At 36.6% G+C, this 14,750-nt stretch carries 14 protein-coding genes and 1 riboswitch; of the genes, 2 read left to right on the top strand and 12 right to left on the bottom strand.

The genetic code is table 11. The features are described from left to right. Positions 1 to 173 precede the first annotated feature (173 nt). The 10 genes from ABE048_RS09120 to ABE048_RS09075 form a co-directional block, all read right to left on the bottom strand. Positions 174 to 1,004 carry a MetQ/NlpA family ABC transporter substrate-binding protein gene (locus ABE048_RS09120; RefSeq protein WP_430310781.1) on the bottom strand — a complete coding sequence of 277 codons (831 nt, stop codon included), beginning with the start codon at positions 1,002 to 1,004 and terminating at the stop codon, positions 174 to 176. Between the two features lie 53 nt (positions 1,005 to 1,057). Further along, a complete protein-coding gene (locus ABE048_RS09115) occupies positions 1,058 to 1,726 on the bottom strand; it encodes a methionine ABC transporter permease (protein WP_430310779.1) in 669 nt (222 codons plus the stop codon). Further along, complete coding sequence (locus tag ABE048_RS09110) at positions 1,719 to 2,744, bottom strand: methionine ABC transporter ATP-binding protein (protein ID WP_430310778.1); 1,026 nt, start codon at positions 2,742 to 2,744, stop codon at positions 1,719 to 1,721. The genes ABE048_RS09115 and ABE048_RS09110 overlap by 8 nt, the downstream gene beginning before the upstream one ends. 111 nt (positions 2,745 to 2,855) lie before the next feature. After that, a riboswitch (SAM riboswitch) is annotated at positions 2,856 to 2,959 on the bottom strand. Positions 2,960 to 3,016: 57 nt separating this feature from the next. Further along, the gene (locus ABE048_RS09105; protein WP_430310776.1) at positions 3,017 to 3,325 is read right to left on the bottom strand and encodes a thioredoxin family protein; all 309 of its coding nucleotides are present in this window, start codon (positions 3,323 to 3,325) and stop codon (positions 3,017 to 3,019) included. 12 nt (positions 3,326 to 3,337) lie between these two features. Further along, a complete protein-coding gene (locus tag ABE048_RS09100; RefSeq protein WP_430310775.1) occupies positions 3,338 to 3,679 on the bottom strand; it encodes a hypothetical protein in 342 nt (113 codons plus the stop codon). Between the two features lie 85 nt (positions 3,680 to 3,764). Beyond that, complete coding sequence (gene gcvH / locus ABE048_RS09095; protein ID WP_430310773.1) at positions 3,765 to 4,145, bottom strand: glycine cleavage system protein GcvH; 381 nt, start codon at positions 4,143 to 4,145, stop codon at positions 3,765 to 3,767. A 78-nt stretch (positions 4,146 to 4,223) separates the two neighbouring features. Further along, positions 4,224 to 4,580 (bottom strand): arsenate reductase family protein, encoded by a 357-nt coding sequence (locus ABE048_RS09090; RefSeq protein ID WP_430310772.1) that lies wholly within the window; start codon positions 4,578 to 4,580, stop codon positions 4,224 to 4,226. Between the two features lie 594 nt (positions 4,581 to 5,174). Next, positions 5,175 to 6,959, bottom strand: a complete 1,785-nt coding sequence (locus ABE048_RS09085; protein ID WP_430310771.1) for an acyl-CoA dehydrogenase family protein — start codon at positions 6,957 to 6,959, stop codon at positions 5,175 to 5,177. 42 nt (positions 6,960 to 7,001) lie between these two features. Continuing rightward, positions 7,002 to 8,174, bottom strand: a complete 1,173-nt coding sequence (locus tag ABE048_RS09080) for an acetyl-CoA C-acetyltransferase (protein WP_430310770.1) — start codon at positions 8,172 to 8,174, stop codon at positions 7,002 to 7,004. Between the two features lie 30 nt (positions 8,175 to 8,204). Next, positions 8,205 to 10,592, bottom strand: coding sequence for a 3-hydroxyacyl-CoA dehydrogenase NAD-binding domain-containing protein (locus ABE048_RS09075; RefSeq protein WP_430310769.1), 2,388 nt, complete (start codon positions 10,590 to 10,592; stop codon positions 8,205 to 8,207). A 267-nt stretch (positions 10,593 to 10,859) separates the two neighbouring features. On the opposite strand from ABE048_RS09075, the gene ABE048_RS09070 reads away from it, so the two are divergent. Together ABE048_RS09070 and ABE048_RS09065 are read left to right on the top strand one after the other, a co-directional pair. Next, positions 10,860 to 11,177, top strand: a complete 318-nt coding sequence (locus ABE048_RS09070; RefSeq protein ID WP_430310767.1) for a thioredoxin family protein — start codon at positions 10,860 to 10,862, stop codon at positions 11,175 to 11,177. Between the two features lie 375 nt (positions 11,178 to 11,552). Next, positions 11,553 to 12,074: a C39 family peptidase gene (locus ABE048_RS09065; RefSeq protein WP_430310766.1), complete on the top strand. Its 522-nt coding sequence runs from the start codon at positions 11,553 to 11,555 to the stop codon at positions 12,072 to 12,074. Here ABE048_RS09065 and ABE048_RS09060 read toward each other — a convergent pair. Both ABE048_RS09060 and hutH read right to left on the bottom strand, forming a co-directional pair. Beyond that, positions 12,063 to 12,905, bottom strand: a complete 843-nt coding sequence (locus ABE048_RS09060) for a 5'-3' exonuclease (RefSeq protein WP_430310783.1) — start codon at positions 12,903 to 12,905, stop codon at positions 12,063 to 12,065. The two genes, ABE048_RS09065 and ABE048_RS09060, sit on opposite strands and share 12 nt — an antisense overlap. 205 nt (positions 12,906 to 13,110) lie before the next feature. Beyond that, on the bottom strand, positions 13,111 to 14,589 hold the full coding sequence (hutH, locus tag ABE048_RS09055; protein WP_430310765.1) for a histidine ammonia-lyase: 1,479 nt from the start codon (positions 14,587 to 14,589) through the stop codon (positions 13,111 to 13,113). Between the last annotated feature and the right edge of the window lie 161 nt (positions 14,590 to 14,750).

Raw genomic sequence — 14,750 nt, 5'->3', positions numbered from 1 at the left:
GTCGCCATCTTCCGCTTCATAGACATAGACAATGTTCTAATAGTTATTGCATCTAATAATGCCATTTAATATTCGTGTTTTTTATCAAATCTTTGAATTCTGAAATTGATTCAAACAGAAAAAAAGACGTTAGAACAATTCATCTGCTCTAACGTCTTTTAATATATAGTCAATTATTTTGAAACAGGAACAACTGAACCTTTCCATTCCTTGTTGATGAAATCTTGAATTTCTTTTGAGTGAAGTACATCCACTAATTTTTTGATAGCTTCCTTATTTTCATTTCCTTTTTTCACTGCAACGATATTTACATAAGGAGAATTGCTATCTTCAAGAGCAATTGCATCTTTTGTTGGTGTTAGGCCTGCATCAATTGCGAAGTTAGAGTTGATTACAACTGCATCCCCTTCTTCGTTTTCATACATTTGTACTAACATTTCAGGTGCAGTTTTTGCATCAATTTTCAAGTGTTTAGGGTTTTTGTCTATATCTTTGATTTCAGCAGATGCTTTATCAACACCCGATTTTAACGTGATTAAGCCTTTTGCTTCTAACAATGTAAGGATACGACCTTGGTCAGATACAGAGTTACTAATTAAGATTGTTGCTCCATCTGGAAGCTTATCTAGAGATTTATATTTTTTAGAGTAGATGCCGATTGGTTCGATATGAATATCACCAGCATCGACAAAATCATACCCGTTATCTTTAATTTGTTGTTCTAAATAAGGTTTGTGTTGGAAATAGTTAGCGTCAATTTCACCTGAATCCAAATCTTTGTTTGGTAATACATAATCTTGGTATTTTTCGATTTCTAAATCTACGCCTTCTTTTTCAAGTATTGGTTTTGCTTTTTCCAAGATTTCTGCGTGCGGTACATTAGAAGCACCTACTACTAATTTTGTTTCTTTTGAATCACCAGATGATGATTTATCACCGCCACCGCAAGCTGCTAAGCTAAGTGCTAGTGATGCTGTTAGAATTCCTGCTACAAGTTTCTTCATTTTTTTTGCCCCTTTTCTATTCTTTATGTGAACGTTAAAACGTAAACACCTAATTATCGTTTATCGGTTTTCGATGTAATAAAATCTCCGATAATTTGAATGATAAATACAATAACTAACACCAATACTGTTGCGACAAATGTTACATCATTACGACTACGTTGGAAACCATCCATGAACGCTAAGTTCCCTAAACCACCTGCTCCAATTACACCCGCCATAGCAGTGTAACCAACTAAAGCTACAGCTGTTACGGTAATACCCGAGATTAATGCTGGCAATGATTCTGGAATGAGTACCTTCCAAATGATTGTCCAAGTTTTAGCACCCATAGAGCGCGCAGCTTCAATGACACCTTTATCAATTTCACGTAAAGCAATGAGAACCATTCGAGCATAGAATGGTGCAGCACCGATGATTAAAGCTGGTAACGCTGCGTTTGCTCCACGAATAGAACCTAACATAAATTTTGTAAATGGAATTAATAGAATGACTAAAATGATAAATGGAATTGATCGGAAAATATTCACAAGTGAGCCCGTTAATAAGTTAACAAGCTTATTAGCCCACAGTTGCGTTGGACTTGTAAGGAATAATAAGATTCCTAGTAACAATCCAATGATAAAAGTAAGAGCTGTTGAAACAGTTGTCATATAGATTGTTTCTCTTGTTGCTTCCCACATTAATTCCCAGTCTACATTTGGAAAGAGATCATTAAGCATTCTTGATCACCTCCGTTTTAATACCTTGCTCTTCTAAATATTGAACTGCTTTTTCTACATTCTCATTTTTTCCTACTATTCGAACAATTAAGGTACCATATGGACCGCTCTTCGTAGGGGAAATATTACCATGTACTATATTTATATCTACTTCATATTGTCGAATGAGATGTGAAATAACAGGTTGTTCGGTTTTTGCACCCACAAAGAACAACTTAATCAGTTGATCATTTGGATAATTATCAAGCATTTGTGCAATTGACTCTTTATGCCCTGCTGTTTCCGTAACTTGAGAAACGAATTTCTTTGTGACATCTGCTTTTGGAGATTGGAATACTTCTAGAACATTACCTTGTTCTACTATTTCCCCAGATTCCATAACTGCCACACTGTGACAAATTTTGCGGATGACATGCATTTCATGTGTGATTAGAACGATGGTTAGTCCAAGTTTTTCGTTGATACTAACAAGTAAGTCTAGAATCGAATCCGTTGTTTCAGGGTCAAGCGCTGAGGTTGCTTCGTCACAAAGTAACACTTCTGGGTTATTTGCTAATGCACGAGCAATGCCTACACGTTGTTTTTGACCCCCTGAAAGTTGTGAAGGATAAGCTTTTTCTCGTCCTTTTAAACCTACTAACTCTACTAATTCAAGCACTCGCTTTTCACGTTCTGCTTTACTGATACCCGCAATCTCTAATGGAAAAGCGATATTCTCTTCAACTGTTCTTGACCATAATAAGTTGAAATGTTGAAATATCATACTGATCTTATGGCGAGCATTTCGTAATTCTTTTCCTTTAATCGCTGAAATATTCTGTCCATTTACTGTAACCGTACCTGATGTAGGTTTTTCTAAGCCGTTTAGCAAACGAATCATCGTGCTCTTTCCAGCACCACTGTAACCGATAATACCAAAAATCTCTCCATCATTTATTGATAAATTAACATCATTAACTGCCGTTAGAGATCCATTAGCGGTTTTGTATTTTTTTCCTACATTCTTTAGTTGAATCATTGTCAAAACCACCTTCTATTTGGGTTCTTTGTTGTATATTTTTCTATAAAATAAATAAGACCCTTCTGCAAGATTAGCAGAAGGGTCCACGTAACATATACGAAAACCGTTCTCTCATCTTCCAAAGTTTACACTTTGCGTGATTTGGCACCGTGTCACACTGTGACGGTTGCCGGGCTTCATAGGGCACTTCCCTCCACCTCTCTAAATAAGAGCAACGAAAATAATTATTTAATTTATGTTTGATACTTTACCACTCTAAATAAGTATCGTCAATCCTTTTTTTGAAATTTTTCAAATAAATACGAAACAGATTGAAATGCATATATCTTGTCTCGAATTTTTCCGTTTTCAGCAATCAACAAACAAGGAACGCTTTCAATTTGATAATCAAATGCGATTTGTTCAACATAATTTAAATTAGCTTTCCCCATTGGAATATTTGGTAACGTTTGATCCATTACTCCCATCATTTTGGAAGCGACCATACACGTTCCACACATCGGGGTGTATAAATAAAATGCGCATAATTGCTCACTTTTCTTTATATCCTCCCATTGTTCTAACGTCCATTCTTGCATAAAGTGTCATTCCTATTCTATAAGATACGCTGGATGAATCTTAAAATCAGCAGCTAATAATATTCTAGCTAAATATTTTCTTGGTGTCGCCTCTACTTGCTTATATAATGAAAGCGTGCGTAAATGACACGCTTCTGGATATTCTTTTTTCATCAAAGCTCTTAAACAGTCACCTGAGTAATCTTCGTCAAAAAATGCATATAATTCATATTCTTCATAGGGATAGATGAGCTCTTCTAATTTACTTGCACTTATTGTGCCATTCGTACAAAGAATTGGTATATCTTCTGCTAATATGGGTTGAATTTGCAATTTATCTTGCCTTCCTTCAACAATGAGCACTTTATCAGACATGCCGATTCCTCCTTACAATTTTATACAAATCGCTGTATATACATAAAAACGCCAACACAAAAGTGTGGCGTTTTTACTCATATCATTATTCTTCGATTAGTTCTGCGTATTTTTCAGCTGTAAGTAAATTTTCGATTTGAGAAGCATCAGAAGGTTCGATTACGACCATCCATGCTTTTTCATATGGAGATTCGTTAACGAATTCTGGGCTGTCTTCTAATTCTTCATTGATTTCAACAACTTTACCTGAAATTGGTGCATAAAGTTCTGAAACAGTTTTTACTGATTCAACGCTACCAAATGGTTCATCTGCTACTAATTCGTCCCCTACTTGAGGTAGTTCAACGAATACGATATCACCAAGTTCAGATTGTGCAAATTCTGTAATACCAATGCGTACTTTGCCATCTTCTGTTTTAACCCATTCGTGTTCTTCTGAGTAACGTAATTCTGCTGGTATGCTCATCAAATAACCCTCCAAATATGTATTAATATACACTTCAATTTTGACATATTCTTAATATAAAAACAAGTCATTCAATTCTTATTTCCACGTATTTTCAAATTCATTTTCTTTAAATCCTAATGTTATTTTTTGACCATCTGTGACAATCGGTCTTTTTATTAGCATGCCATCTGAAGCAAGTAAATCTAACTGTTCATCATCAGACATTTCGTTTAGGCGATCTTTTAATTGAAGTTCACGATACTTCATTCCTGACGTATTAAAGAATTTTTTTAATGGTAGACCACTGATTTTCCAATACTTTGTTAGTTCTTCTTTAGTAGGGGTTTCTTCTACAATATGTTGTTGGTTGAATTCAATGTCATTTTCTTTTAACCAAGCTTGGGCTTTTCTACAAGTTGTACAATTTGGATAGTGAATCATTTTAATCGTCATATAAAAACTCCTTTTGAATCAGTTTTCTTCTCCTTCAATTGTAGAGTGACTGACGATGACACGCAAGAAATCCGATCATAAATAATTATGGTCGGATTTCTCTTTTTTATACACTAAAGTCAATTTCATAAATGTATTTTTATTTTATTAATACAAACAATTAAACATAACTTCATAGAAAATATTCAGATTGCAGAATTCCGCTACAGACGGCGCTTTCAACGGGCTTGGCTTCATTCTCCTCGTCACTAAATTTTGGGTACTGAAAAAGTGTTTATATACAAATAGTAATAGTATTAATCTGTTTTCTACATGATGTGGAATTAGCTTCGCTTTCCGCTGGCGAGCGTTGAGCCTCCTCGCTCACTTCGTTCGCTGTGGGGTCTCACCTGTCTCGCTTTCCCGCAGGAGTCTGCGCTAATTCCACATCAACTAAGATAGCTCTACAAGATTTTTATTATTAATTTTCATCTATTTTTACTTTTTCAGTGCCCTTCACTACGTTCCAGTGAGGCTTTCAGCTCAAGCTTTTCCCGTAGGACTATGAATGAATCTCACTGATTTGATGGTATATTTAATTTTTTCACCTATTCATTAAACAGTAAATTTTTCTGCCGCAATTAACTTAACAGAAGCTTGGCGCTTTTTCGTGATTAAGTTATATGGAGTAAAGCGAGTAAGTTTACGCAATGCTGATAACAACATACGTGCTTCATCACCTTCTACAGAAGCGATAATCGTTTCTTTTGCTTCTTTTTCAATTTCATCAAATGCCTCTTGGGTGAAGATTTCTGTATAAAGAATTTTTTGTGCTGCTTTTTCTTCACCATCACGAGCAATTGCTTTTTCAGTACGTAACACTACTGACTCCATCGCAAATAATTGGTTCGCGATATTTGCAATGTTTACAAGGATTTCTTGTTCTACTTCTAATTTTGGACCAAAACGTTGTACAGCTGTACCCGCTGCTAGCAATGCAATTTTCTTTGCCATTTTCACTAAATATTTTTCTTGAGCTAGTGATTCATCACCAATTTCTTCAGGTACCATAGATAACAATTCAGATTGTAAGCTTTGTGCTTGTTGAAGTAATGGAAGCTCACCTTTCATTGCTTTTTTCACGAAAGTACCTGGCACGATTAGGCGATTGATTTCATTTGTTCCTTCAAAAATACGGTTAATACGAGAATCACGGTAAATACGTTCTACTTCGTATTCTTGCATATATCCATAACCACCATGTAATTGAACTGCTTCATCTGCGATATAATCTAATGTTTCAGAACCAAATACTTTGTTGATTGAGCATTCAATTGCATATTCAGCAATTGATGCTGCGATTGCTTTCCCATCATTTTTTTCATCGTCGCTTAATTGATTCATTCGATCTTCGAAATAGCCAACTGTGCGATAGATTAAAGATTCTGAAGCATATAATTTAGAAGCCATTGTAGCTAGTTTTTCTTTTGTTAGATTGAATGATGATATAGGTGTATTAAATTGTTGACGCCCATTTGTATACGAAATAGCTAATTCAAGTGCACGTTTTGAAGCACCAATTGTACCTACGCCTAATTTGTAGCGACCAATATTTAGAATATTAAAGGCGATTACGTGTCCTCGACCTACTTCACCTAATAAATTTTCAACAGGTACAGGAACATCTTCTAAAATCAATGTACGAGTTGAAGATGATTTAATCCCCATTTTCTTTTCTTCTGCACCAGTTGATACACCAGGGTAAGGACGTTCAACGATAAATGCTGAGAACTTATCTCCGTCAATTTTTGCATAGACTACAAAGACATCCGCAAATCCTGAGTTAGTAATCCATTGTTTTTCACCGTTTAAAATATAGTGAGTACCTTCTGCATTTAGTTTTGCAGTTGTTTTTGCACCTAGGGCATCAGATCCTGAGCCTGGTTCTGTTAAAGCATAAGCTGCAATTAGTTCGCCTGAAGCTAATTTTGGTAGGTACTTTTGTTTTTGATCTTCATTCCCGAATAATACGATTGGGAGTGAACCGATACCTACATGTGCTCCATGAGTGATCGAGAAGCCACCTGCTAAAGACATTTTTTCAGCAATTAATGCTGAAGAAATTTTATCTAAGCCAAGCCCTTCATATTCTTCAGGAACATCAGCCGCTAATAATCCAAGCTCGCCAGCTGTTTTCAATAAACGAACTGAGTTTTCAAATTCATGATTTTCTAATTTATCAACAATTGGTAATACTTCATTTTGTACATACTCTTCCGTTGTTTTTGCAATCATTTTATGTTCATCTGTGAAATCTTCTGGTGTGAACACACGTTGTGAATCAATATCCTCTGTTAAAAAGCTACCACCTTTAATTAGGTTTAAAGTATTTTCTGCCATTTTCATTTCTCCCCTTTGTTTGACTCTAGTTTTTGAAAGAATTTAGAGAATTTCAAATACGCCTGCTGCGCCCATACCGCCACCGATACACATTGTGACTACGCCGTATTTTTTACCTTGACGTTTTAACTCATGGATTAGCTTTAGAGTTAATACTGTACCTGTTGCGCCTAGCGGGTGTCCTAGCGCAATCGCACCACCATTAACATTTACTTTTTCTAAATCGATGCCTAATTCACGCACGACTTGAATAGATTGAGAAGCAAATGCTTCGTTAATTTCCCATAAATCGATATCTTCAATTGATAACCCTGCGATTTTCAACGCTTTTGGAACTGCTACAATTGGGCCTATTCCCATTACTTCAGGTGGGACGCCTCCAACTGCAAATCCTAAGAATTTTGCCATTGGTTTAAGACCTTGTTTTTCTGCTTCTTCACGATCCATGACAAGTACTGCACCTGCGCCGTCTGATGTTTGAGAAGCATTTCCTGCTGTTACACTACCTGTTACGGAGAATGCAGGACGCAATTTCGCAAGTGTTTCTGCTGAAGTCCCGACACGAACCCCTTCATCCATCGCAAAAGTAAATTTCTTTACTTGAGGTTTATTATTTTCATCCACATAGTGTCTTTCTACCTCAACCGGAACAATCTCATCGACAAACTTTCCTTCTGCAATTGCTTTTGCAGCACGTTCATGTGATCGAACAGCAAATGCATCTTGCTCTTCACGACTTACTTCAAATTTCTTCGCTACTTCTTCCGCTGTATGCCCCATACTCATGTAATATTGTGGCGCTTCTTCAGCAAGCTTCACATTTGGACGAATCACATTTCCCATCATAGGTACCATACTCATCGATTCGATACCGCCTGCAATAATGGCTGTTGAATGACCGAGCATTACTCGTTCTGCAGCATATGCAATGGATTGTAAACCAGATGAACAGAAACGGTTCACTGTAATAGCTGGCGTTGTATCTGGTAAACCTGCTAATGCACCTATATTACGAGCAACATTCATTCCTTGCTCTGCTTCTGGCATGGCACACCCTAAAATTAAATCATCTATTGGACCTTCGTAACCAGATCTTCTTATTGTTTCTTTTACGACTAAAGCACCCAAATCATCGGGTCTAACCGTCGCTAATGATCCTTTTTTCGCTTTTCCTATCGGTGTTCTTGCACCTGCTACGATTACGGCTTCACGCATATGATTTCCCCCTTTATCACTACATAACAATTAGTTACGTAGTGGTTTTCCTTTCATTAGCATGTGCTGCATTCTTGCTTGTGATTTTGGATGACTTACAAGACTTATGAATGCCTCTCTTTCAAGATTCAGAAGGTATTGTTCATCCACTAACGTGCCGTATGGAACACTTCCCCCTGCAATGACATAAGCTAATTTTTTAGCAATGTATACATCATGTTCGCTAATAAAGCCTGATTGCAATAGGTTTTGCGCCCCTAACAATAACGTTGCATAACCCGTTTCGCCTACAACCGGAACTTTTTCACGAATTGGTGGTTTATACCCTGATTCTGCTAATGCCAATACCGCTTGTTTAGCATCATATAGTTGATGATCTGAGTTGACACTCACTCCATCTGCGAAGTTTAAGAAATTATTTTCTCTCGCTTCTTCTCCAGATGTTGAAACTTTTGCCATTGCAATAGATTCAAACACTTTGTTTGCAACAGCTTGAAGATCAATTTCTACACCTTTTGGTAGACCTTTTAAATGTTTCATATAAAGTTCTTTGTTTCCGCCACCGCCAGGTATTAATCCAACTCCAGCTTCTACTAAGCCCATATAGGTTTCCATTGTTGCTTGAATATGTGCAGATGGTAAGCAAACCTCTGCTCCACCTCCAAGTGTCATGGCAAAAGGAGCTGTTACGATTGGTTTATCTGAGTACTTAATGCGTAGCGTCCCTTGTTGGAATGTCTTTACAATATGATCTAATTCAAATAAATTATCGTCCTGCGCTTCCATTAAAATCATGGCTAGATTCGCACCAACTGAAAAGTTCTTGCCTTGGTTACCTATAACCATTCCTTTATAATCCGAATTATTCAATAAATCTAAAGCATAGTTTAAAATTTGCATGATATCTAAACCAAGTGCATTTGATTTTGAATGGAATTCTAATAACAGTACTTCATCACCAAAGTCTATTAAACTAGCACTAGCATTACTTTTTAAGACACCATGTTTTTTCTTGTAACGTTTTAAGTCGATTACTTTTTCGTTGAATGGTACTTGTTTGTAATCAGTGCCATCAAAATAAGCTAATTCTCCATCAATTTCTGAATAGAAGCTTGAGTATCCTTTATCAAGCAATGCTTTTGTAAACGCAGGGATTTCATACCCTTCTGCTTGCATTTTTTCTACAGATTCTTTTACACCGATAGCATCCCAGATTTCAAATGGTCCTTGCGCCCAGCCAAAGCCCCACTTCATAGCATTATCAATAGCTACAATATCATCTGCAATTTCTCCAAGTAATTGTGCAGAATACAAAAGGGTTGGTGCGAATATACTCCATAGTAATTCGCCAGTACGGTCTTTTGCATAGGTTAATGTTTTCACTTTAGCGGCAAGACCTTTTTGTTGTTTTGCGAATTCAATTGACGGTGTTTGCAACTTTTTCACTTGTTCGTATTCGAAAGTATCTACATTCAATTCGAATATTTCTTTTCCTTTTTTTACGAAGAATCCTTGACCAGACTTAGCACCTAACCATCCGTTATCGACCATCTTTTGAAGATATTCAGGAACTTCAAATACTTTTTGTTCCTCACCAGTTGTATTGTCATAGACGTTGTTAGCTACGTGAACAAAAGTATCTAATCCAACTACATCAAGTGTGCGAAGAGTCGCTGATTTAGGGCGACCGATTAGAGGACCCGTTACAGAATCTACTTCACCAACTGAATAACCTTTTTCTTTCATCACTTGTAATGTGATCAGTAACCCGTAAGTACCAATACGGTTACCGACAAAATTTGGTGTATCTTTTGCAAGTACTACCCCTTTACCTAAGCGGTTTTCTCCGAATTGGTGTATGAATTCAACCACTTCAGGTAACGTATCTTGAGCAGGAATTACTTCTAATAACTTCAAATAACGTGGTGGGTTAAAGAAGTGCGTTCCTAAGAAATGCTTTTTAAAATCCTCTGAACGACCATCTACCATAGCGTTAACACTAATACCCGAAGTATTTGAACTCACAATTGTTTCGGGTGTACGAACTGCATCAATTTTTTCGTATAAACTTTTCTTAATGTCTAAGTTTTCAACTACTACTTCAATAATCCAATCAACATCTTTTAATTTATCTAAATCATCTTCAAAATTACCAACTGTTATTAAATTTAAGCTTTTTTTCGTCGTTAATGGAGCAGGTTTTTGTTTTAATAGTTTTTGCACTGCACCAGCTGCAAAGCGATTTCTTACATTAGCATCTTCTAGAGTTAATCCCTTTGCTTCCTCTTCTCTTGAAAGCTCTTTTGGAACAATATCTAACAGTAATGTTGGAATTCCGATATTCGCTAAATGTGCGGCAATGCCAGAACCCATCACCCCTGAACCAAGTACAGCTGCTTTTCTAATATGATAAGCCATGAGCAAATCCTCCCTTTCCCCTTTTTGAATGAATGCTCATTCATTTTAAAGTTAAAAAAAATAAAACTTCCTTATCTGGAATTAATTTTAGACTATTTGGTGAATTTCTGCAACGAAAAAATCTAATTTTTATAAGAAAATGTATGAAATTACTATATTAATAGAGAAATATGCTGGAACACACCATATCCACATTATTTTGCAAACAATTTACTAGCATCTAAACCAATAGAACGTGTAGACTATGTGGATAGGAGGGATTTACACATGAAACCAATATTATCAGAAGAACAATTTAACGAAATTATTTCATCTTCACAACCTGTAATCGTCAAATTCTTTGCTGGATGGTGCCCTGACTGCACACGTATGAATATGTTCATCGATCCAATTATCGAAGAATATAATCAATTCACTTGGTACGAAATCAACCGCGATGATTTCCCAGAGATATCAGACAAATATCAAGTTATGGGAATTCCAAGTCTTTTAGTCTTCAAAGATGGAGAAAAACTTGCTCACTTACACAGTGCAAATGCAAAATCTCCTCAAGATGTAACAACTTTCTTGGATGCTCAAAAATAGTTTTTTCTTTTAAGGCCTGCCAAAAAATTTTGGTAGGTCTTTATTTCTTTTCAGCAATTTTATGGATAGGTGAGTTCTATCCACGGAATAATAGATTCTATCCATGAAAAACGCTTCCCAATCCACGAATTAAGTTCCCCTATCCACGAAAAAACAAATTGTATCCACGTTCAGCACAACTTAGTTCCTCTTAGAGCTACTTTCTTGTAGATTTTTATTATGAAATATTCTCGACAAGGATCAGCTTATGACACAAAATAGGATTAACGAAAAAATTTTCCACAATTCCAATAATCGCTTAGCTTAATATATGCTTTGTTACCAAAGTTTCTTTATCTAACCTAATTTCCAAGTCAAAAAACTCGGAGGAAAACTATGCGAATCCAGCTACCAGTAGAGGGCAAATCCCAGTATGCCGCATCTGTTAATAAGAAATATCAAAACTCCGCATGTGGCCCCACAACTGCATATGTCTTGCTCAGATACCTAGAACCCGAAACACAACAAAAAAGCATCAATCAGCTCTATCAATTGCTTGGTTGCACAAGAATCGGATTGTTTTCACATCGCATGATTCGCAATATGAAAAAGATTCTTGGGCCATTTTTTGAAATTCGCAATTGTAGTCTAATTGATGCTCTAAAAGAAATTGAGGCAGGTCGCCCTGTTGCGATGAAATTTGATCGATACTTCTCCCTTCACTTTTTCTTTAAAGGAGATTTTAACTATCACTGGGTACCGTTAATTGGCTTTGAAAAAAAGGAAGATGATATTGTCTTAATCATCCATGATAACGGTAAACGTAACCGTGATAGTCAAATCCGAGAAATTTCCTATCAAAAAAATCGTAAAATACTAAGCTTTGTCAAAATAGCGCCTAAATCATTAAACCAATGAACGAGCATGACGTGAAATTAAAGAATATCCTTCCATTGTCAGTTGCTCAAATTTCGATTGATCCCAAATTGGTAACTCACAGTCATCAATCGTTGCATCAATTGGCACTTCTGTATTGATTCTAGCTAATTGTAAAGAAAGCTTGAGCATTTCTTCATCTTCTTGAATCTTCGTACGTTGAGCTGGTTTTAACTCCTCAAGAGATCCTAACACACCATCAACTGATCCATATGTTTGGATTAACTTTAAAGCTGTTTTAGGACCTATTCCTTTTACACCAGGGTAGCCATCACTCGAATCGCCCATAAAGGCTTTCATATCAGCAAAAAGCGGTGGTTCAATTTCATACTCTTCTTTGAAACGTTGATCCGTATAAACGTTATATTCTGTATAACCTTTTTTCGTTAAAGCAATCGTAGTAGATGGATTAAGTAATTGTAGTAAATCTTTATCACCACTAACTACCGTGATCTTTGCTTCGTCTTTCCATTTATTGATAATCGAACCGATTGTATCGTCCGCTTCCATACCTTTTGTTCCAAAGTTCTTCCAGCCGATCATTTCAGAAACTTCACGTGCCATATCAAATTGAGGCTTTAACTCGTCTGGTGGCGCTGGTCGATTTGCTTTATAACCATCGAAGAGTTCATTGCGAAATGTTTGAACGCCCATATCCCAACAAACTGCCAAATGGGTTGGTTGCATCATCGCTTGTGCACTTAATACATGTCTCGCAAAACCTTGTACACCATTTGTGGGAGTGCCATCTGCTTTTCTAAAATATTGATGCATGGGTGCTGTTGCAAAAAATGATCGGAAAAGAAGTGCCATACCATCAATTACTAATAAATGAGGTTGTTGTTTATCCAAAATAATGCTCGCTCCATTCGTAAACTATTACATTGATAAGTTTATATTATATCAAAAATAGTTTACAAAGAAGCTTCCAATATACTCTATTTCAATTTAAAAATGTTCTAAGTTTTCTAGAAAAAAATTCTTCCGCTTTGCGTAACTTAGTAAAAATTCAAATACATTATTTACATAAATAATCCGCCATTTTTTCAATGTCTTTACTAAACATACGATCTCTTTTGATACTCGGTACAACATTTCGAACATCTTGCCATTTACCGCCCAATTTTGGTGCCATATATTCAACACCCCTATATTCAACTGCTTGTGCCGCACAAATCGCTTCGATTGCTAAGACTTTTCGGCTATTCTTAATGATTTGATAAGCATGTCTAGCACCAATTGTTCCCATACTAACATGGTCTTCCTGATTTGCTGAAGAAGGAATCGAATCGACTGATGCAGGATGTGCCAATGTTTTATTTTCAGATACAAGACTTGCTGCTGAATACTGCAAAATCATCGCACCTGATTGTAACCCTGGCTCAGGGCTCAAAAATGGTGGCAATCCTTCGTTTAATTGAGGATTCACTAATCTTTCAATTCTTCTTTCGGATATATTTGCTAGCTCTGCCATAGCAATTTTCAAGAAATCCATTGCAAATGCAATCGGCTGACCATGAAAATTACCACCAGAAATAACCGTCTCACCATCATCAAAAATCAATGGATTATCCGTTGCTGCATTCATTTCAATTTCTAGCTTCTCTTTCACATAACTCAATACTTGCCAGCTTGCACCATGAACTTGTGGAATACATCTTAATGAATAAGCATCTTGTACACGAAGTTCTCCTTGAACTGTTGTGAGTTCACTATCTTTTAGCCAGTCACGCATTCTTTTAGCTACATCAACTTGCTCTTTATAACCTCTCGCTTCATGTACTGCAGGATGAAATGCGTCGGTAATTCCACGTAATGCTTCAATCGTCATAGCTGCAATCCATTCACTATCACATGCAAGCTTCTCTGCTTCGATATAAGCAACAACACCTTGTGCTGTCATAGCTTGTGTGCCATTAATAAGTGCCAATCCTTCTTTTGCTTCTAATTCAATCGGCTCTAATTGATGTTCACGCCAAATTTCAGTTGCTGCTTCAGATTTTCCCTCTTTCCATACAAAGCCTTCGCCAACTAGTACTAACGCTAAGTGTGAAAGTGGAGCAAGATCTCCTGATGCACCAAGTGATCCTTGTTGTGGAATAACAGGATGAATTCGATTATTTACCATATAAACTAAGCGTTCGAGTACCTCTAAACGAATACCTGAAAATCCTTTTAATAATGCATTTAAACGTAACACGACCATAGCTCTTGAAATGCTTTCGCTAAAAGGTTCCCCAACACCACAAGCATGCGAACGAATTAAATGTAGTTGTAAAACCCTTGTGTCTTCTCCTGCGATTTTAACATCACTAAATTTGCCAAAGCCTGTATTAATGCCATAAACCGTCTTTTTATGTTGGACAATTTGTTCAACTGCAAGTCTGCTTTTTTCAACAGCAGCACGAGCTGATTCAGCAATTTCAACCTTTTCATCATCAAATAATATAGCTTTCATATCTGCAATTGTTAAATGTTTGCCATCCAATTGAATCATTGTTGTCAAACTCCCTTCGAGTCTCGTCTTTTGAATGTTTATAATTTTTTATAGTACAAATTCGTTATTGCTTGAAGTGGAATTAGCTCCGCTTTCCGTGGGCGAACTGACGAGCCTCCTCGCTTCGCTGTGGGGTCTCGTCTAGTCCGTTTTCCCACAGG

This window comes from Rummeliibacillus pycnus (assembly GCF_050459865.1).
Taxonomy (GTDB): Bacteria; Bacillota; Bacilli; order Bacillales_A; family Planococcaceae; genus Rummeliibacillus; species Rummeliibacillus pycnus_B.
The sequence above is the reverse complement of the archived record's forward strand: the minus strand, read 5'-3'. Positions and strand labels throughout refer to the sequence as shown.